Source organism: Georgenia satyanarayanai, from assembly GCF_009193135.1.
Classification (GTDB): Bacteria; Actinomycetota; Actinomycetes; order Actinomycetales; family Actinomycetaceae; genus Oceanitalea; species Oceanitalea satyanarayanai.
In genome coordinates, this window is the sequence record NZ_VUKC01000023.1 from 1 (window position 1) to 17,802 (window position 17,802).

Below are 17,802 nucleotides of genomic sequence, written 5' to 3' on the forward strand. Positions count from 1 at the left end.
GTGAAGAACTCCCTGGCCGGTGGCGACGCGGACTTCTCGGTGCGCTTCGGCCGGGAGGGCGACGAGGTGCTCGTCGGCGACTGGAACGGCGACGGCCGCGACACCCTCGGCGTGCGCCGCACCCCGTAGGGAGTCAGCTCCTCCGACGCGCAGGACCCCGGCGAGCGCCGGGGTCCTGCGTGCGTCTCAGACCGTGGCCAGGGCCGCCGAGGCCGCCGGGACCCACCCCAGCGCCGGCGCGACCTCCGCTGCGAGGAGCTCCACCGACCGGAGGACCTCCGGGTGCGGCGGGTCGACGGAGTGGACCTGGAAGGACAGGTGGGTCGCCCGCGCGACCACCGGGTCGGCGAGCAGGCCGGCCAGCACGGTGGCCGGGGTCCCGACGTGCGAGTCGGTCGCCGCGACGAGCTCGGCGGTGGACAGGCCCGCGGCGGAGCGCCCCGTCATCCGCTCGACGAGCGGCGCGACCCGCCGTAGCCCCGACTCGGCGAGCTCGGCGGCCCTCCCCTCGTCCTCGGTGACGACGACGGTGCGGGCCACGCTGATCCGGGGAGCGGCCCCGGCGGGCAGGTGCTCGAGGTAGGCGTCGACGAGCCGCTCCTGCAGGGAGCCCAGGGGGAGGCCGGGCTCGTCGCCGGGACGCGGCTGGGTCCGCGAGAGCATGAGCCCGTGGCCGCGCCGTCCGGCCTCCACCGCCCAGGGCTCGGAGAAGGTACCGATCCACAGCCTGCCGGCGAGCGTCCCGGCCGGCGGGTACAGCGCCCGGCCGCCCGCGACCGGCTCACCCCGCAGGGCTGCCTCGAGCCGGTCGAGCTTGGCGGTGAACACCGCGTGCCGGTCGGCGAAGTCGAGGCCCGCGGCCGCGAACGCGCCCGGTGAGCCGCCCGAGGCGAGACCGAGCTCCACCCGCCCCCCGCTGAGGTGGTCGAGCACGGCGGCGTCCTCCGCCACGCGCAGCGGGTCCTCGAGGGCGAGGGTGATGACGCCGGTGGTGAGCCGGACCCGGGAGGTCACCGCTGCCGCGTGGGCGAGCAGGACGAGCGGCGAGGGCAGCCCGCCCTCGCTCCCGTCGTAGTGGTGCTGGGCGACGGCGACGGCGTCGAAGCCGGCCGCCTCGGCGGCGCGGAGCTGCTCCAGCGCGAGCCGGTAGCGCCCCGCCGGTGGGGCGTCGTCGAGCACCCGGGTGAAGAACCCGAGCTGGGGGGCGCTCACGAGCGCCGCCTCGCGGGAACCTCGGGCTCGCCGAGGGAGAGCATGAGCCGGTTCGCCCAGTTGAAGAAGGCGGCACCCCCGATGACGTCGAGGATCTCGTCGTCACCCAGGCCCGCCGCTCGCAGCCGCTCGACGTGCCCGGGGCCGAAGCGGACCGGCGTCGCCGTCAGCGCCTCGGCGGCGGCGACGATCGCCTCCCACCGCTCGCCGAGCTCCGCGCCCGTGCCCTCGTCGAGCAGCCGGTCGACGTCCGCGGGACGTCCGGAGAGCTGGGCCGCCGCCCGGGCGTGCACGGACGCGCAGAACACGCAGCCGTTGACACGGGAGGCCGCCGCGGCCGCGAGCTCGCGCTCGGCGCGCGGCAGACCGCCGTCCTCGGTGTAGAAGATGTCGTTGTCCAGGCGGGTGCGCGCCCCGAGCAGCTCGGGGTCCCGGGCGAGGAGCCGGAAGTAGGCGAAGTCCGCCCGGGTGCGCTCGACGAGGCCGGCGTAGTGGCGGTCGGTCAGCTCCTCCTTGGCGAGCGGCTCGAGCCAGGGCACCCAGCCGAGGGGCTCGCGGGTGAAGGCCTCGGGGCGGTCGAGGTCGGGGTGGTGGTGGATCATCGCGGGGCTCCCGGAGTGGCGTGGAGGACGGACAGGCCGGCGGCGGCGCGCAGCTGGTAGGCGAGGAACGCGACGAGCTGGGAGAGGGTGACGGTCGCGTCGGCCGTCCAGCCGGCACCGACGAGACGCGCGAGCGCGTCCGCTCGTGCGTCACGCGGGTGCAGGACGAGGAGCCTGGCGTGCTCGAGGGCGACGGACAGCCGCTCCCCCAGCACCTCCCGCGCGACGACCCGGTAGCCCGCGGCGGGCACGGACTCCGCGACGAGCCCCGGCTCCCGGTACGTCCCGGCCGGGCCTGGGACGGCCGCGGTCCCCGCCTCGGCCGTGAGCGTGGCCGCGAGCGCGTCCGACCCACCGGCGGCGAGCAACGCTCGTCGGTAGTGGGACACGGAGCGCTCGTCACGGTGCAGAGCGGCGACGAACACGGCGACGGCGAGCCGGTCGAGGACGGGCAGCTCGCCGTCGTCGTCGGGGGCGAAGAGCAGCCGGTAGGCGAGCTGGGCGTTCTCCCGCGCGGAGGGCCGCAGGTCACGCAGCGTGTCGACGGCGCCGCCCGCCGGGATCCCGGCGAGCTCGCGCAGGACGTCGGCGGCGCCGGCGGGCGCTCGGTTGTGGTCGAGGACGTGGGTCATGACTCTCTCCTGGTGGCGTGGGCCGCGGGGACCGCGTCGAGCAGCTCGCGGGTGTACTCGTGCGAGGGGGCGTGGAAGATCTCGGCGGTGGTGCCGCTCTCCACCACCCGGCCGCGCTGCATGACGGTGACGGTGTCGGAGACCTGGCGGACGACGCCGAGGTCGTGGGAGATGAACAGGTAGGTGAGGCCGCGCTCCCCTTGGAGCTCGGCGAGCAGGTCGAGGATCTGGGCCTGCACGCTGACGTCGAGCGCCGAGACCGGCTCGTCGAGGACGACGACGCCGGGGTCGAGGACCAGCGCCCGGGCGATCGCCACCCGCTGACGCTGCCCGCCGCTGAGCTCCCGCGGCCGCCGCCCGTGCAGCTGCGGGCCGAGGGCGACCCGCTCGAGCAGCGCTCCCGCCCTCGCCCGCCGTTCACGCCGGTCACCGAGGCGGAAGTTGCGCAGCGGCTCGGTGACGATGTCGAGGACGCTCATGCGGGGGTCGAGGGACCCGAAGGGGTTCTGGTAGACGAGCTGGACCTGCCGGCGCCACTGGCGGCGCGCCTCGCCGCGCAGCGAGGCGACGTCGGTGCCGTGGACGAGCGCCGTCCCCGTCGTCGCCGTCTCCAGGCCGAGCAGGATGCGCGCCGTCGTCGACTTGCCCGAGCCGGACTCCCCGACGACGGCGTGCGTCGTCCCGGCGGGCACGGTGAGGCTCACGTCGTCCACGGCACGCACGTGCTGCCCGCCGCGGCCGGTGAAGTCCTTGCTCACGGTGCGCAGCTCGATCGCCGGGACGGCGCCCGCTGCGGGGACCGGCGGGAGGGGCCGCAGCGGGGCCGGGTTGAGCGCCGGGGCGTCACGCACGAGCCGCCGGGTGTAGTCGCTGCGCGGCGCACCGACCACCTCGCTCGCGGCCCCCGCGTCGACCACCCGTCCGCCCTGCATGACGAGGATCCGGTCGGCACGTTCGGCGGCCGCGGCGAGGTCGTGGGTGACGAGGAGGATCCCGGTGCCGTCCTGTGCGCGCAGCTCGTCGAGCAGGTCGAGGATGCGTCGCTGGACGGTGACGTCCAGGGCGCTCGTCGGCTCGTCGGCGATGAGGAGGTCGGGCTGCAGCGCCAGCGCCGCCGCGATGAGCACCCGCTGGCGCATGCCGCCGGAGAGCTCGTGCGGGTAGGCGCCGGCCACCCGGGCGCCGGGCAGGCCCACGCGCTCGAGCAGCTCGGCCACCCGGGCGCGGACCCCCTTCTCGTCCCTCTCCCCGTGCACCCGCAGGGTCTCGGCGACCTGCCAGCCCACGGTCCGCAGCGGGTCGAGAGAGCTGCCCGGGTCCTGCGGGACGAGGCCGATGCGCCGTCCCCGCACCTCCTGCAGCCGCCTGTCCGACCAGCCCCGGATGTCGGTGCCGTGCAGGAGGATCTGCCCGGAGGTGACGGTCGCGGCCGGCGCGAGGAGCCCGAGCACGGCGTGGGCGGTCGTCGTCTTGCCCGAGCCGGTCTCCCCCACCACCGCGACCACCTCGCCCGGCGCGACGGTGAGGCTCACGCCGTCGACGGCGGTGTGGTGCCCGCCGCGGCGGGTGCGGTAGGTGACCGACAGGTCGCGCACGTCGAGGAGGCTCATCGCTCGCTCCCCAGGGAGCGGCTGACCCGGTTGGCCGAGAGGACGACGGCGACGATGACGAGACCGGGCAGGGTGGTGACCCACCAGGCGGCGGCGAGCAGGTCGCGGCCCTGGGCGATGATCATGCCCCACTCCGGGTCCGGCGGCGTCACGCCGTAGCCGAGGAAGCCGAGGGTGGACAGCGCGAGGATCGCGGTGCCCAGCTGCATCGCCGCGAGCGCGACGACCGGCCGCAGGGAGTTGCGCAGCACGTGCCGCCACAGCACCGACAGGACGCGCCCGCCGCTGCCGTAGGCGGCCTCGACGTACTCGGTGGCCCGCACCTGGACCACCTCGGCCCGCACGAGCCGCGCGAAGCCCGCCACCGCGCCGACGCCCACGGCGAGCGCCGCGTTGACGGTCCCCGGCCCGAGGAGGACGACGACGGTGAGCGCGAGCAGGAGCCCCGGGATGGCGAGCAGGACGTCGACGACCCGCATGAGGACCTCCTCGACCGCCCCGCCGACGGTGCCGGCCACGACCCCGAGCACCGTGCCGACGGTGAGCCCGACGCTCACGGCGACGAGGGCGCCGGCGAGGGACTCCGAGGCGCCGTGGACCACACGGGAGAAGAGGTCACGCCCGTTGGCGTCCGTCCCGAAGAGGTGCTCCCCGCCCGGCGCCTGCAGCCCGGGCCCGACGCTCGAGTAGGCGTCGAAGGGCGCGAGGACCCCGGGCAGGACCGCCCAGAGCAGCACGGTGGCGATGACGGCCCAGGCGAGCACGAGGCCGACGGGGACCGTGCGACGCCGGCGTCCCGCGGGGACTGGTGCGGTGGTGACCGTGACGGGGGCCACGGGCGTGACCGGCTCTCGCGTGGTCGTCGCGGTCATGGCCGGGCTCCTTCCAGCGGGCGCGCCACGACGGGCTCGACGACGACGGCGGATGGTGGCGCCGTCGTCGTCCGTGCCCGGCGCAGGCGCGGGTCGAGGACGGGGTAGAGGAGGTCGACGACGAGGTTGACCGTGACGAAGGCGAGGGCCGCCACGAGGACGATCGCCTGGATCACCGGCAGGTCCTGCGCCGCCACCGCGAGGTTGGTGAGGCGGCCCAGCCCGTCGCGGCCGAAGACGGACTCGGTGACGACCGAGCCGGCGATGAGCTCGGCGACGAGGAGACCGCTGATCGTCAGCACCGGCAGCAGGGCGTTGCGGGCGGTGTGCCGGCTCAGCGTCCACCAGCGCGAGGCCCCCTTCGCCTCGACGACGTGGACGAAGGGCCGGGTGGCGACGTCGTCGAGGGTGCGCAGGACGATCTGGGCGAGCGGCGCGCTCACCGGGACGGCGAGGGTGAGGACGGGCAGCACGAGCTCCTGCCAGCCCTCGGCCCCGATGACCGGCACCCAGCCGAGCCGGAAGGAGAAGACCTGGAGCAGGACGATGCCGAGCCAGAACGCCGGGACGGACACGAACAGCGAGGGGATCGCGGTGATCGCGTTGTGCAGCCACGGGCTGCGGGCGTAGCTCGCCGCGAGCGCGAGCACGACGGCGAGAGCAGCGGCCACGACGAAGGCGAGCGAGGCGAGCTGGAGCGTGGCCGGCAGGGCGGCCGAGATGCGGTCGAGGACGGGGGTCGCCGTCTCGACCGAGTAGCCCAGGTCCCCCTGCAGCGTCCCCGCCAGGGCGTGGACGTACTGGAGGACGAGCGGGTCGTCGACCCGGTAGTACTCGCGGATGGCGGCGATCTGGTCCGCGCTCAGGCCGAGCTCGGGGTTCTCGAACTTGATGAGGATCCCGTCCCCGGGCAGCGCACCGAGGAGGAGGAAGGACAGGGTGTAGGCGGCCCACAGGACGACGAGGGCCTGGCCCACCCGCCCCGCGACGTAGCGGGCGCTCACCGCTCCTCCAGCCACGTGTCGTACAGGCGCAGACGCCCGACCGGCTCCCAGCCCAGGCCGTGGACGTGCGGGCCGGCGGCGTAGGTCTGGGGCATGTCGTACAGCGGGATGGTGAGCGCGTTGTCGACGAGGTACTCCTGGACCTCGGCGGCCTTGGCGTAGCGCTCCTCCGTGCCGGGCAGGGAGGTGATCTCCTCGAGGAGGCCGTCGAGGGCGTCGTCGGTGGAGACGAGGTAGTCCCGCTGGCTGCTGTGGAAGGCGCTGTACAGGACGTCGGGGTCCACACGACCGACGTGGCTGATGAGGACGCCGATGTCGGCCGGGTCCTGCTGGCGCTGGACCGCTGTCGCGGGGTCCGGCAGCTCGATGTGGAGCTTCGCGCCGACCGCCTCCCACTGCTGGGCCACGAGCTCTGCCGTCTCCTGGCCGAGGGGGAAGACGGCGGGGACGATCGTCGTGAGCTCCAGCCGCTGGCCGTCCTTGGTGCGGATGCCGTCCGGGCCGCGCTCCCAGCCGGCCTCGTCGAGCAGCCGGTTGGCCTCCTCGGGGTCCGCCGCGAGCCTGTCGGACAGGTCGGTGTATCCGGTGGCACCGGAGCTGAGCGGTGAGGTGGCCACCGGGTAGTTGTCGGTGAAGAGGGTGTCGACGATCGCACCGGTGTCGGTGGCCTTGAGCAGCGCCTGCCGCACGGGCAGCTCGGTGAGGACCGGGTTGCCGGGGCGCAGCGCGATCTGGGGGCTGACGCCGTTGGTCTGCGGGGCGTACAGCTGGTAGCCGGCCGCCTCGATCGTCGGCTCGTCGTAGGCCTGCACCGAGCGCACGGCGTCGGCCTGGCCGGAGGTCAGGGCGCCGATGCGCACGGAGTCCTCGGGGGTGACGACGATGTGGATCTCGTCGAGGTAGGCGCGCCCCTGGTGCTCCAGGTGCGGGGGCGCCCAGTCGTAGTCCTCCCGTGCGGTGAGCGTGTACTCCTGCTCAGGGACGACCTCGGTGACGGTGAACGGCCCGGTCGCGACGACGTTCTCGAGCTGGCACTGCTCCTCGTAGGGCAGCTCGTAGGTCGAGGGGCCGACGACCGCGGCGCCGACGACGGAGGTCGCCTGGAGGAAGCCGGGGACGGGTGCGTCGAACTGGAAGGCCACGGTGTGGTCGTCGCGGACCTCGGAGCCGGCGTAGTTCGAGACGAACTCCTGGCTCGCCAGCCCGAGCTCCTCGTCGCCAAGACCCAGGTGGTCGAAGTTCGCGGCCACGTGCTCGGCGGTCAGCGGTGTGCCGTCCGAGAAGGTGACGTCCTCACGCAGGTGGAAGACGTACTCGGTGGCGTCGTCGGACACCTCCCAGGACTCGGCGAGCCACGGGTGGATCTCGCGGGTCTCGGGGTCCTGGAAGGTGAGCTTGTCGGCGATCTGGTTGAGGACGGTGGCGACCGGGTAGTAGCCGGAGCCGCCCGCGTAGAAGCACGTGGGGAACTGGTACTCGAGGAAGGTGAGGGTCCCGCCCTGGCGGGGGGCGCCGTCGTCGGCGGCTGCCTCGTTCGTCGGCCCGGGGGTGCCGCTACAGGCGGCGAGGACCAGGGTCGCGGCGGCAGCGGTGGCTGCGGCGAGCGTGCGGCGATGGGAGATGCTCATCGGGGCGGTCCTCTCGGGCGATGGTCGAGCGTTCGGTTGAACGCTTGACCATCAGCGTGGAGGGGGACCGCCGCCGTGTAACCGGGTGGTCGGGCGAAATCTCAGCGCGTGAGAAGCGCGGGACTCGTCACCGTTCGCGGTGAGACGGCGTGGGCTCAGCGGCCGCCGAACAGGAGGACGGCGTAGGGGCCGCCCGAGCCCATCGCGTAGCCGACGCCCACGTGGGTGTACTTGCTGTTCAGCATGTTGGCGCGGTGGGCGCTGGAGTTCTTCCACCAGTCGACCATCCAGCTCGTGATCGCGCTGGAGGACATCGAGGCACCACCGGTGTTCCGGACGATGTTCTCCCCGGACGCCGACCAGCCGCCGCCGATCTGCGAGCGGTAGTTCGGGTTGTGCTGGAGGGTCTGGTTGCTGGCCATCCACTCGGCCCAGCCCTGGGCGACCTGGTCGAGGGTGCCGTCACGGCCGAGGGTGTGCATGCCGTTCTGGGCACGGAAGTCGTTGAGCATGGCGCCGATCGCGCCGCGCTCGCCGCCCTGTCCGACGGAGACGGCGGCCGCGGGGGCGTCCTCCTCCGGCTCCTCGCCCGAGTCCCCACCGGACTCGGCGGCCGGTGCCTCGGCGCGGCTCGCGGACCGGCTCGCGGCCGCGGCGGCCTCCTCGCGGGCGGCGGCGGCCTGGCGTGCGGCCTCCTCCTCGGCCTCGATGGCGGCGACGACGTCGGGGATGTCCTGGATGTCGCCCTTGCTCAGCTCGACGTCGACGTCCATCGGGGCGAGCTCGAGGTCCGCGGAGCCGGGCACGGAGATGCCGGGGGCGACACCGCCGCCGGTCTCGAGTCCTAGGGCGGCGAGGTCGGCGCGGGCGGAGGCGGCGTCGTCGTCCACGACGGCGGCGGCACTGACCCCGGCGACGAGGACGAGCGCGAGTGCGCCACCCAGGCCTGCCCGGTAGCGGCGCTTGAGGGGCGCGGCGACCTGCTCACGCGGCGGGAGCAGCCGCTCGAGGCGCTCGGCCCGGGTCGAGGTGCGGTTGGAGGACGGTGCGGCCACGACTGGCCCTTCTCTCTCCCCGGCGCTCGCCGGCACGGGACCGGAGGGCACCAACCGCCGCTCGATCGTCGTCCTCGGGCGGCGGCGGAAGGGAGAACCGGCCGAGGTTCCCGCGCGGAGGGTCGCGGGACACCGGCGACACTAACCCCGCGCGCGGGCGAATGTCACGCTTTGGTCACGGCCGCGTGGCGAACGCCTCACCTGTCGACGTCGCGACGTAGCAGACCGGCACGCTCCGCTCGAACCGCCCAGATGCTCAGCGGCAGCGACCAGACCCACTCGTCACCGAGGGGCGGGAGCACTCCGCCAACGGGTCCGTAGCGATCGACCTCGACTGGTCCGACACCTTCCTCAACGACATCAACCCGGGGAACACCGTCGAGGGAATCGTCGTCTTCGACATCCCCGCCGACGCCCAGCCGGCTGCCATCGAGCTGCGCCGCGCCGTGCACTACGCCGAGACCGCGCGCTCCACCAGCTCGAGCAGCGCCGCGGCGTAGGCGTCCTCGACGTCGGCGGCTCGGTAGCTGCTCGTGCCGCCATCGGCGCCGGCGGTCGTGACGACGTACTCCCCGTCCACCCGCTCCAACCCCCGGAACGTCCCGCCGAGGTACTCGCGCAGCTGGTCCTCGCGGGGCAGCCACAGGGCGTCGTCCTGGTCGACGTTGTCCAGCGCCCACTCGGTGGTCCCGTTGAAGTTCAGGACCGTGCCCGTGTCGTAGGTGCGGGCCTCGATGACCATGTGGGAGAGGATGAAGACGTCCTCGGAGAGCTCCTCCGCCTTGATGCGGAACCGGTCGCCCGGCGCAGGGTCCCAGCGCAGGCCGGCGGCTTCGAGCTCACGGGCGAGACGGTCGCTGATCATCGTCCCAGTGTGCCGACCGCGGCGGCGGGACGCTCAGCGATGTCCGCGAGCATCTCGGTGAGCGCCCTCGCATCGAAGGGTGCGCGCACCTTCGCGTCGTTGTCGAAGTAGACGACGACGTCGTGCCCCGCCTCTTGCCACGCCCTCACCTTCGCGGCCCAGGACCGGAGCGCCGGCTCGTCGTAGCCGCTCACGTACAGCTCCGTCGCACCGTGGAGGCGCACGTAGACGAGCCGGGCTGTCACGTCCTCGAACACGGGCCAGCTCTCGCCGCCGTCGGAGACAACGAGGCCGACGTCGTGCTCGGCGAGCAGCCGCAGGAACGCCGGGTCCGCGTAGCTCTCGTGGCGCACCTCCAGCGCGTGGCGCAGGGGCCGGTCAGCGTCCGTCGTCGTCCAGGCACGGCCGTCGAGGCGCTCGTCGTGCCGTTCCGCGAGGAGCGCGGCCTGCGCGGTGCTCGTGGGAAGGGCGTCGAGGAAGGCGGCGACCCGGTCGAGGTCGAGCTGCTGCCGAGCCGGCAGCTGCCAGAGGAAGGGGCCGAGGCGGTCCTCGAGCGCGAGCACCCCGGAGGCGAAGAAGTTGGCCAGCGGGATGTCGATGTCGCGCAGCGCCTTGAAGTGGGTGATGAAGCGTCCGCCCTTGACCGCGAAGGTGAAGCCCGGCGGTGTGCTCTCTCTCCAGCGCGCGTAGGACTCGGGCCGCTGGAGGGAGTAGAAGGAGCCGTTGAGCTCGACCGTCGGGAAGGTCTGGCCGATGTACTCGAGCTCGCGACGTTGGGTCAGCCCCGGCGGGTAGAAGTTCCCGCGCCACGGGGCGTAACGCCACCCGGACACGCCGATCCGCACCTCGGCCAAGGCGAGAGTCTAGGGAGGGCCGTGACGCTGCGCCTTTCCTCGCCTCACCGTCCACCGTCCACACCCGTTGCCGCTCGAACATCTGTTCGATATCATGGTGGTACGAGGAGGTGCCGCCGATGGACCGCGACGACCAGACGTCCGACACCGCGGCCGGCCACGCGCCCACCGACTCGGCCGAGGACACCTCGGCCGGCCTGGTCGTCCCCTACCTCGAGAGCCTCACGCTCGACCTCCCCGCCGCGGACCGGCCGGTCCGGCTCGACATCTCCCACCCCACCGGCCCGCAGCAGTCCCCGCCCCTGGAGTGGGTGCAGTTCGGCCTGCCGAAGTACCAGGACGGCGAACCGGTGAGCTGGCCGCGCAGTGTGCTGGCCGAGCTGATTCCCCAGGCGGGCGCACTGGGCGACTTCCTCGAGCACCTCCCGCCGGGGCTGCGGCTGGCCCGGGTGCTGCATGAGATCGACCCCCAGGACGTGGACGACTTCTCCCTCGTCGAGGTCGTCGCCGCACACAAACGCATGGAAGCCTGGTCCGCCGCCAAGGCCGCCCGCGCCGCCGCCGTGCTCGCTGGACGCGACTCGCTCAACCCCTCCTGGCCCGGGGACGTCCCCGGCCGTACCCGCGGGGAGTGCGTCATCGGCCAGGAGCTGTCCATGCGCCTGCGCATCACCAAGCAGGCCGCCGTCAAGATGGCCGCCTGCGGGCGCGCGTTCGCCGGGATGTTCCACCCCACCGGGGACATGCTCGAACGAGGGCTCATCGACTGGGCCCGCGCCCAGGCCATCGTCACCACCCTCCTCGACCTGCCCGCCGAGGTCGCCCTCGCCGCTCAGTGGGACGTCCTGGACAAGGCACCGGGGCGCACCCTGCGGCAGGTCCACGACGACCTCGCCACGGCCGTCATCGCCGTGGACCCCGACTCCGCCGACGACCGCCACAAGGCTGCCCGACAGAGGCGCTGCGTCTACCACCCCCGCCCCCTGCCCGACGGCATGGCCATGCTCTCCGCTCGCCTACCCGCCGCCGACGCCATCGCCATGGACCTCGCCCTGGACGCCTCCGCCCGCGCCGCCAAGAACACCGGCGACACCCGCACCCTGGACCAGCTGCGGGCCGACAGCCTCGCCCTCATGGCCCACACCGCCCTCACCCTCGGCCACATCGGCCCCCACGCCCACCGCCCCTGCCCCTGCGGCTGCCAGGGCCCGACCCAGAACCCCGACGCACCACCAGGCCCGGCCGTCCAGCAGGACGCCGTAGAGGCGCCGGTGGAAGTCGGCACACCGCCGTTCGATGCCGAGCCACCGAGCATCGTGGGCGCCCCGCCGCCGGACGCCGAGTCATCAGGCGTCTCCGGCACCCATCCAGCAGTCGAGCCACCACCGCCACCCGGCACGGCACCGCCGCCCAGCGAGCGGCCGGCCCCGCGGCCCACCGCCCCACCACGACGGCCGCGCCTCGCAGACGGGCCACCCCTGCCCGGCCACCGGCTCCCCGGGGGCGCTCTGCCCACCATCCGGGTCGGCATGATCGGCGGCGGACGAGCCGACATCAACGTCCTCATCCCCATCAACGTCCTCCAGCCCGAACCCCGCGACCCGAGCACCACCGCCCTGGACCGTGAGCCCGAGCCCGTCGCCGAGCTCGACGGCTACGGACCCATCCCGCCGATCGTCGCCCGCGCCCTGGCCACCGGCGGCACCTGGCGCCGCCTGCTCACCGACCCCGTCACCGAACGGATCCTGGACGTCGGGCGCACCCGCTACGAGCCACCCGCGAACATCGCCGACCTCGTCCGCCACCGCGACCGCACCTGCATCCTCCCCAGCTGCACCCACCCCGCCCGCACCGCCCAGCTCGACCACATCCACGAATGGAAGGACGGCGGCACCACCTCCGCCGACAACCTCGGACCCCAGTGCACCAGCGACCACCGCGCCAAGACCATCGGCGCCTACACCGTCGCCTACGCCACCGACCGCACCTACGCCTGGACCACCCCCACCGGCCACGGCTACCTCCGCCGCCCCGACGCCACCACCATCACCCTCCCCCGCCACACCGCCCAACACCTCCGCACACTCGTCAAGGACACCACCCGCAGCGGCCGGCCCGTCGACCCCCTGCTCATCGACGCCGCCCTCGCCGCTGCCTCCACCGGCACGGACACACCCGAGCACTGGGCACTTCCCCGGGACCACCGCTCCGCGCCGCTACCCGCACCTGGTCACGATCACAGCTGGGCCGGGGACGAACCGCCGTTCTAGGAGCGGCTCGTGTGCACCAGCATCCGCGCCACGCGTGCGGCCGTCAGCGCGGCGATGAGTTCTGGTGCGAAGGCGTGTCGGTAGGAGACAGGGCGCTGCCAGCGCCATCATCGCCGAACCGACAGGAGCACCCACGATGACCACGACGACCGTCGAGACCCGCACGCTCGACGTGCCCGGCGCCACGCTCACCTACGACGTGCGAGGCCCGCTGCCGACCGCCGACGGCTCGCCCCCGCTCGTCCTCATCGGCCAGCCCATGGACGCCGTCGGCTTCACCACGCTCACCTCGTTCTTCACCGACCGGACCGTCGTCACCTACGACCCCCGCGGCCTGGGACGCAGCACCCGCAGCGACGGCAGCCTGGTGCAGACCCCCGAGCAGCAGGCCGACGACGTCCACCGGCTCGTCACGGAGCTGGGAGCGGGGCCGGTCGACCTCCTCGGCAGCAGCGGCGGCGCCGTGACCGCCCTGTGCCTCGCGGCGACCGCCCCCGACGACGTGCGCACCGTCGTCGCCCACGAACCACCGGCCCTCCCTCTCCTCCCGGACGCCGACCGCGCCTTCGGTGCCTGGGGACGGGTGCAGGCGACCTACACCGAGCGTGGCTGGGGCTGGGGCATGGCCGCCTTCATCGCCATGACCTCCTGGCAGGGTGAGTTCCCGGAGGGCTTCGGCACCGAGACCCCCGACCCAGCCATGTTCGGCATGCCCACCGAGGACGACGGCTCGCGGGACGATCCGCTGCTGTCCGACGTCGCGTCGGCGATCGTCCGCTACCGGCCCGACATCGCGGCGCTGAAGGCCTCCTCTGTGCGGGTCGTGCCCGCCGCCGGGATCGAGAGCAAGGGGACGCTGACGTGGCGCACGAGCGAGTCGCTGGCCGTCCAGCTCGGCGTCGAGCTCGCCGTCTTCCCCAGCGGCCACAGCGGCTTCATGGGCGGGGAGTACGGCCAGACCGGCGAGCCGGAGGCCTTCGCGGCCAAGCTGCGCGAGGTGCTCGCCGACTGAGGCGGCAGGGAGGTCAGAGCACGCGGTACATGATGTGCAGCCCCACGAGCCCGTGGCGAGGGTGGTCGAAAGCCTCGGGCACCGTGGCGAGGACGGCGAAACCCAACGACGTCCACAGCCGTACGGCGCGCTCGTTCGTCTCGACGACGGCGTTGAACTGCATGGCGCGGTAGCCGTCCCCGCGGGCGGCACCGAGGACGGCGTGAGCGAGCGTGCGTCCGACGCCGCGCCCGCCGGCCTCCGGGTCGACGACGAAGCTCGCGTTGGCGACGTGGGCACCCGCGCCGGGGTGGTTGGGCAGGTACTTCGCCGTACCACGAACGGCACCGTCGGTGTCGACGGCGACAAGCACGCTGGCCCCGGCCGTCCACACCTCGCGGGCGTCGCTCTCGCTGATTTCCCGCGGATAGGTGTACGTCTCGCCCGCACGCAGAACGGGCTCGAGAACTCCCCAGATGGCAGGCCAGTCCTCGGCGGTCGCCGCGCGGACGAGCATCGCGTCGTTCATGGGGCGAGCGTAAGCGCCCGCGCCCGGCGCTCACCGGGCGAGCCCCCCGGTTCTCCTCGGCCACGGCCGGGCGGAGGGGGAAGGCCGGAGGACAACCGGGGAGCCGGGCGGCACCGCGGCGGCCGCGGCCCGGACATGCCGAAGGCCGCCTCCGTGGAGGCGGCCTTGGGGCACAGGGATGGTGGAGATGGCGGGAATCGAACCCGCGTCCGACGGCGTGGAACCAGAGCTTCTCCGGGTGCAGTCTGCTTCGATTTTCTCGGCCCCAGCTGTCACGCAGACAAGCAGCTGACGGGCTCAGTCACCTGGAAGTCCCCGTAGCCCCGGTGACGAGGACTACGAGCAGTGGCTCTCTAGCTGACGCCAGGAACCGGGACGAGAGCTAGCCCGGGCTGACGGACTTACGCGGCTCGCTCAGGCGGCGAGGGCGAAGTCGGTGCGCTTGGAATCGGCACCTATTGGTTTGCAGAGGGCGTTATCGAGATAACTCTGCATCCTCGACCCGCTTCCTCTGGCACGACGACCGTCGTCGAAACCGATCATCCCCTGTGGAGTTGTCAATCACCGACCGGAGCCGGCTGACCCATCATACGTCCCAACCGGCCCCGCGTCAGATCTATTCCGGCCGGGCCCGCCGCTACTTCTTCCGCGAGGTCAGCGCGTCGACGACGAGCCCGAGACCGATGCCGAGCAGCCACACGTCCTTGGCGATCCCCGTACCGTCGCTCGTCGGACGGATGCCGTCCTCCTGCGTCATGCCCGGGGTGCTGAGGTACATCTTGACCAGGCCCGCGGAGAACGCCGTGAGCCCCAGGCCCGCCAGCGCGCTCGGCACGACGGGCAGCAGCAGGGCGGCGCCCAGCGCGATCTCCCCGGTGCTCACCAGCTTGCCGAAGTCCTTCGGGGACATGTCCTTGAGCTGGGGGATGCCGTTCGCCGCCATGGCCTGCAGACCGGCGGCCGACTCGTCGTCGAGGCCTCGCTTGCTCAGGCCGGAGTTGAGGATGAAGGCCCCCGCGGCCAGGCGCGGCGGGACGTGACGGAGCTTGATCGACATGGCAGTTCCCCTTGCTCGGCGGTGGTGTGCGTGAGTCCTCGAGTATCCGCCACCTCCCCGGGAACCGCCCTACCAGCTGCCGCCGCCCATCCCGCCGGCGCCACCGCCCACCGAGCCCGAGAAACCGGAGCTGCTGCTGGAGCCGCCCGCGGTGACCGCGGAGGACGCCGCCTCCGCGAAGGCGCCGACCGAGGTGGCGAAGGCGGCAGGCTGCGTCCACCAGACGGCTCCCGCGGTCACGGGCACGTACCAGTCAGGCTCCTCGACGTGCCTCCCCTGGGCCGCGGCGGCGGCGAGGATCTGCGCCCACCGGTCGGTGAGCCCGAAGACGATCGCGTAGGGCAGGTAGCGGGAGAAGACGTCCTGCCCCTCCTCGAAGCGGATCTGCTCCGCCTCGGCCGTCGCGAGGTACTGGCGGAACCCGAGCGTCTGCGCGAGCACCGCCGTACCGGCGGCCGTGCGCGCCGGAACGGCGGAGGAGGCGAAGGCGACGACCACGCCGACGACGAACAGCGGGACACCGAGCACCGCGGGCCAGCGCAGGAGGACGAGCGCCGCCGTGACGAGGATCCCCAGACCGGCGAGCGCGAGCCCGCCGACCAGCCACCGGTTGCGCACTGCCCGCGGCGACCCGCGGAACCAACCGTGCTCGGTGACGGTGCGGTACAGCGCCTCCTGCGTCTTCGCGACGGCGGTGGCGTACTCCGCGCCCACCTCCGAGAGCGCCACGGGCTCACGGTCCGGCATGAGCCGGTCGAGGACCTCACGCTCGTAGCGCTCGAGCCCGCCCGACCAGTCACGTAGCGGGACGAGCCGCCAGTCGCTCACGTCGTCGTCCGCCTTCTCCGGCGCGACCTCCTCGATGCGGAGGTAGCCGCGCACGGCGAGGTCGACGAGCGTGGCGGAGACGTCGCGGAAGTCGGCCACCTCGTCGTGCAGCGTGCCGATCTCACCGGGCCGGACGTCGTCGGGCGGGGTGAAGCGCACGGCGACGGGCCGACGGCGGCGCGCCGGCCCGATCCTGCCCGCTCCCCCGTCCGCCGGCACGAGCCCGGGCGTGAGGTCGAGGTAGGCCTCGTCGCGTCCGCGCCGGGAGGCGACGACGGCGGCGGCACCCGCTCCCAGCACCGTCACGACTCCCGCCAGCCCTCCGGTGAGCGGACCGAGCTGGAGCGTGTTGGCCCAGGTGCGCCGCGGCTCGTGGACGGGCTCGGCGTCGACGAGCGTGCCTGCCGGCCAGCCCACCGCCACGCTGAGCCCCTCCCCCTCGTCGAGACGCCCGTGGAAGAAGTCGACGCGCTCGCCGCGGCTCTCACCGGCGCCGTCGCAGGTGGCGTCCGAACCGGTGCGCCCGACGTAGCAGGCGCTCGCCTCGGGCGGCACCGGACCGGTGACGGCGACGGTCACGTCCTCGATCGGGACGTCGAAGCCGCCGGGTGCCACGACGTTCCAGTACAGCTCGTCCCGGACGGTGCCCTCGGGGCCGGCGACCTGCGGGTCGGGCAGCCCGTCGACGGTGTAAGTGACGCGGTAGTCGTGGGCCCCGGTGACCTCCTCGTCCTCGTCACCGATGTAGAGCTGGACGGCGCCGCCGTCGTGCTCGACCCTGAGGTCGGCGGGCGCACCGGTGGGAGACTCCGCGGTGATGTCACTGACCGTGAGGCGGCGGTAACGGTCGGGGTCGTCGGCGATCTCCTGGAGCTCCGCGAGCACGAGGAAGGGACCGTGCGCCTCCTCGTCACCGAAGTCGTAGGTGAGATCGACCTCGACGCGGACGGTGCCGCCGTCGGCCTCGACGACGGCGCCGACGTCGAGGCGAGAGATGTGCCCCACCGAGTCGTCCGCGCGGGCGGGCGGCGCGGCGAGGAGCGTGAGGGCGGCGACGCAGAGCAGCCCGAGAACGAGCAGGAAGGCGGTGCGCCGCGCCGCGCTCATCGGTTGGCGCGCAGGCTCATCGCCCGCTGGGCCTCGCGCTTGTCCTGCTGCTCACGCAGCGCGTGGCGCTTGTCGTACTCCTTCTTGCCTCGGGCGAGGGCGACGAGCACCTTGGCGCGGCCGCGGATGAAGTAGAGCTCCAGCGGGACGACGGTGTGGCCCTTGTCCTTGCTCTTGCCGACGAGCCGGTCGAGCTCGGCGCGGTGCAGCAGCAGCTTGCGCTTGCGCCGCACGGTGTGGTTCGTCCAGGTGCCCTGGCTGTACTCGGGGATGTGCACGCCCTGCAGCCACGCCTCGCCCCGGTCGAACTCCACCCAGCCGTCCACCAGGGAGGCACGGCCCATGCGCAGCGACTTCACCTCGGTGCCGGTGAGGACGAGGCCCGCCTCGAAGGTCTCGTCGATGTGGTAGTCGTGCCGGGCCTTCTTGTTGCGGGCCACCACGGTGCGCTTGTCCGCCTCAGCCTTGGCCTTCTCAGCCGCAGTGGGCTTGCGTGGCTTGGTCGGGGACACCGGTGGACTCCTTCTTCTCAGGGGCGCGCGCGGCCGGAGCCGCGGCGTTCCAGGGTAGTCCAGCATCTCGCCGCCGTCGTCGCCTTTTCGCTACATTCCGCACGTGGAGAACGAGCCGCGCCGCCCGCTGCCAGGGCCGTTCGGCCCAGTCGGACCCCGCCACGGCGCGCGAGG

General features: G+C 73.4%; 17 protein-coding genes and 1 other RNA gene. 3 read left to right on the top strand and 15 right to left on the bottom strand.

Translation table 11 applies throughout. From position 1 onward, the window contains the following. Window positions 1-186: 186 nt before the first annotated feature. The 8 genes from GD632_RS15630 to GD632_RS15665 form a co-directional block, all read right to left on the bottom strand. Window positions 187-1,212: a putative FMN-dependent luciferase-like monooxygenase gene (locus tag GD632_RS15630; protein WP_152193145.1), complete on the bottom strand. Its 1,026-nt coding sequence runs from the start codon at window positions 1,210-1,212 to the stop codon at window positions 187-189. Continuing rightward, window positions 1,209-1,814 (bottom strand): alkylhydroperoxidase domain protein, encoded by a 606-nt coding sequence (locus tag GD632_RS15635; protein ID WP_152193146.1) that lies wholly within the window; start codon window positions 1,812-1,814, stop codon window positions 1,209-1,211. Before GD632_RS15635 ends, GD632_RS15630 begins: the two co-directional genes overlap by 4 nt. Continuing rightward, window positions 1,811-2,446, bottom strand: coding sequence for a CMD domain protein (locus GD632_RS15640; RefSeq protein WP_152193147.1), 636 nt, complete (start codon window positions 2,444-2,446; stop codon window positions 1,811-1,813). The genes GD632_RS15635 and GD632_RS15640 overlap by 4 nt, the downstream gene beginning before the upstream one ends. After that, entirely contained in the window at window positions 2,443-4,056 is a 1,614-nt protein-coding gene (locus tag GD632_RS15645; RefSeq protein ID WP_152193148.1) for a dipeptide ABC transporter ATP-binding protein, read from the bottom strand. The genes GD632_RS15640 and GD632_RS15645 overlap by 4 nt, the downstream gene beginning before the upstream one ends. After that, entirely contained in the window at window positions 4,053-4,928 is an 876-nt protein-coding gene (locus tag GD632_RS15650) for an ABC transporter permease (RefSeq protein ID WP_152193149.1), read from the bottom strand. Before GD632_RS15650 ends, GD632_RS15645 begins: the two co-directional genes overlap by 4 nt. Next, window positions 4,925-5,932 (bottom strand): ABC transporter permease, encoded by a 1,008-nt coding sequence (locus GD632_RS15655; RefSeq protein ID WP_152193150.1) that lies wholly within the window; start codon window positions 5,930-5,932, stop codon window positions 4,925-4,927. The genes GD632_RS15650 and GD632_RS15655 overlap by 4 nt, the downstream gene beginning before the upstream one ends. Then, a complete protein-coding gene (locus tag GD632_RS15660; RefSeq protein WP_152193151.1) occupies window positions 5,929-7,560 on the bottom strand; it encodes a TIGR04028 family ABC transporter substrate-binding protein in 1,632 nt (543 codons plus the stop codon). Before GD632_RS15660 ends, GD632_RS15655 begins: the two co-directional genes overlap by 4 nt. A gap of 155 nt (window positions 7,561-7,715) precedes the next feature. Then, entirely contained in the window at window positions 7,716-8,615 is a 900-nt protein-coding gene (locus GD632_RS15665) for a CAP domain-containing protein (protein ID WP_152193152.1), read from the bottom strand. Window positions 8,616-8,938: 323 nt separating this feature from the next. On the opposite strand from GD632_RS15665, the gene GD632_RS16505 reads away from it, so the two are divergent. Continuing rightward, the gene (locus GD632_RS16505; RefSeq protein WP_152193177.1) at window positions 8,939-9,115 is read left to right on the top strand and encodes a DUF4352 domain-containing protein; all 177 of its coding nucleotides are present in this window, start codon (window positions 8,939-8,941) and stop codon (window positions 9,113-9,115) included. Here the strand turns inward: GD632_RS16505 and GD632_RS15675 are convergent. Both GD632_RS15675 and GD632_RS15680 read right to left on the bottom strand, forming a co-directional pair. After that, a complete protein-coding gene (locus GD632_RS15675; protein WP_152193153.1) occupies window positions 9,067-9,480 on the bottom strand; it encodes a pilus assembly protein CpaE in 414 nt (137 codons plus the stop codon). The genes GD632_RS16505 and GD632_RS15675 overlap by 49 nt on opposite strands. Continuing rightward, the gene (locus tag GD632_RS15680; protein WP_152193154.1) at window positions 9,477-10,334 is read right to left on the bottom strand and encodes a DUF72 domain-containing protein; all 858 of its coding nucleotides are present in this window, start codon (window positions 10,332-10,334) and stop codon (window positions 9,477-9,479) included. The genes GD632_RS15675 and GD632_RS15680 overlap by 4 nt, the downstream gene beginning before the upstream one ends. Before the next feature lie 119 nt (window positions 10,335-10,453). On the opposite strand from GD632_RS15680, the gene GD632_RS16435 reads away from it, so the two are divergent. After that, the gene (locus GD632_RS16435; RefSeq protein WP_193311523.1) at window positions 10,454-12,604 is read left to right on the top strand and encodes an HNH endonuclease signature motif containing protein; all 2,151 of its coding nucleotides are present in this window, start codon (window positions 10,454-10,456) and stop codon (window positions 12,602-12,604) included. Window positions 12,605-12,740: 136 nt separating this feature from the next. Next, the gene (locus GD632_RS15695) at window positions 12,741-13,616 is read left to right on the top strand and encodes an alpha/beta hydrolase (protein ID WP_152193157.1); all 876 of its coding nucleotides are present in this window, start codon (window positions 12,741-12,743) and stop codon (window positions 13,614-13,616) included. A gap of 13 nt (window positions 13,617-13,629) precedes the next feature. On the opposite strand, the gene GD632_RS15700 is transcribed toward GD632_RS15695, so the two are convergent. From GD632_RS15700 to smpB, 5 genes are all read right to left on the bottom strand, one after another. Continuing rightward, window positions 13,630-14,112 carry a GNAT family N-acetyltransferase gene (locus tag GD632_RS15700; protein ID WP_152193178.1) on the bottom strand — a complete coding sequence of 161 codons (483 nt, stop codon included), beginning with the start codon at window positions 14,110-14,112 and terminating at the stop codon, window positions 13,630-13,632. A 191-nt stretch (window positions 14,113-14,303) separates the two neighbouring features. After that, window positions 14,304-14,671: a transfer-messenger RNA gene (ssrA, locus tag GD632_RS15705) on the bottom strand. Window positions 14,672-14,761: 90 nt separating this feature from the next. Then, the gene (locus tag GD632_RS15710) at window positions 14,762-15,181 is read right to left on the bottom strand and encodes a hypothetical protein (protein WP_152193158.1); all 420 of its coding nucleotides are present in this window, start codon (window positions 15,179-15,181) and stop codon (window positions 14,762-14,764) included. A gap of 69 nt (window positions 15,182-15,250) precedes the next feature. Next, window positions 15,251-17,116, bottom strand: coding sequence for a DUF2207 domain-containing protein (locus GD632_RS15715; RefSeq protein WP_152193159.1), 1,866 nt, complete (start codon window positions 17,114-17,116; stop codon window positions 15,251-15,253). Then, window positions 17,113-17,628, bottom strand: a complete 516-nt coding sequence (gene smpB, locus GD632_RS15720; RefSeq protein ID WP_226924934.1) for an SsrA-binding protein SmpB — start codon at window positions 17,626-17,628, stop codon at window positions 17,113-17,115. The genes GD632_RS15715 and smpB overlap by 4 nt, the downstream gene beginning before the upstream one ends. Between the last annotated feature and the right edge of the window lie 174 nt (window positions 17,629-17,802).

Coding starts and splice junctions, on each gene's coding strand:
- GD632_RS15700 (WP_152193178.1), bottom strand. CDS start 14,112: ATGCTCGTCCGCGCGGCGACCGCCGAGGACTGGCCTGCCATCTGGGGA.
- GD632_RS15635 (WP_152193146.1), bottom strand. CDS start 1,814: ATGATCCACCACCACCCCGACCTCGACCGCCCCGAGGCCTTCACCCGC.
- GD632_RS16435 (WP_193311523.1), top strand. CDS start 10,454: ATGGACCGCGACGACCAGACGTCCGACACCGCGGCCGGCCACGCGCCC.
- GD632_RS15660 (WP_152193151.1), bottom strand. CDS start 7,560: ATGAGCATCTCCCATCGCCGCACGCTCGCCGCAGCCACCGCTGCCGCC.
- GD632_RS15645 (WP_152193148.1), bottom strand. CDS start 4,056: ATGAGCCTCCTCGACGTGCGCGACCTGTCGGTCACCTACCGCACCCGC.
- GD632_RS15675 (WP_152193153.1), bottom strand. CDS start 9,480: ATGATCAGCGACCGTCTCGCCCGTGAGCTCGAAGCCGCCGGCCTGCGC.
- GD632_RS15640 (WP_152193147.1), bottom strand. CDS start 2,446: ATGACCCACGTCCTCGACCACAACCGAGCGCCCGCCGGCGCCGCCGAC.
- GD632_RS15715 (WP_152193159.1), bottom strand. CDS start 17,116: ATGAGCGCGGCGCGGCGCACCGCCTTCCTGCTCGTTCTCGGGCTGCTC.
- GD632_RS15710 (WP_152193158.1), bottom strand. CDS start 15,181: ATGTCGATCAAGCTCCGTCACGTCCCGCCGCGCCTGGCCGCGGGGGCC.
- GD632_RS15695 (WP_152193157.1), top strand. CDS start 12,741: ATGACCACGACGACCGTCGAGACCCGCACGCTCGACGTGCCCGGCGCC.
- GD632_RS15650 (WP_152193149.1), bottom strand. CDS start 4,928: ATGACCGCGACGACCACGCGAGAGCCGGTCACGCCCGTGGCCCCCGTC.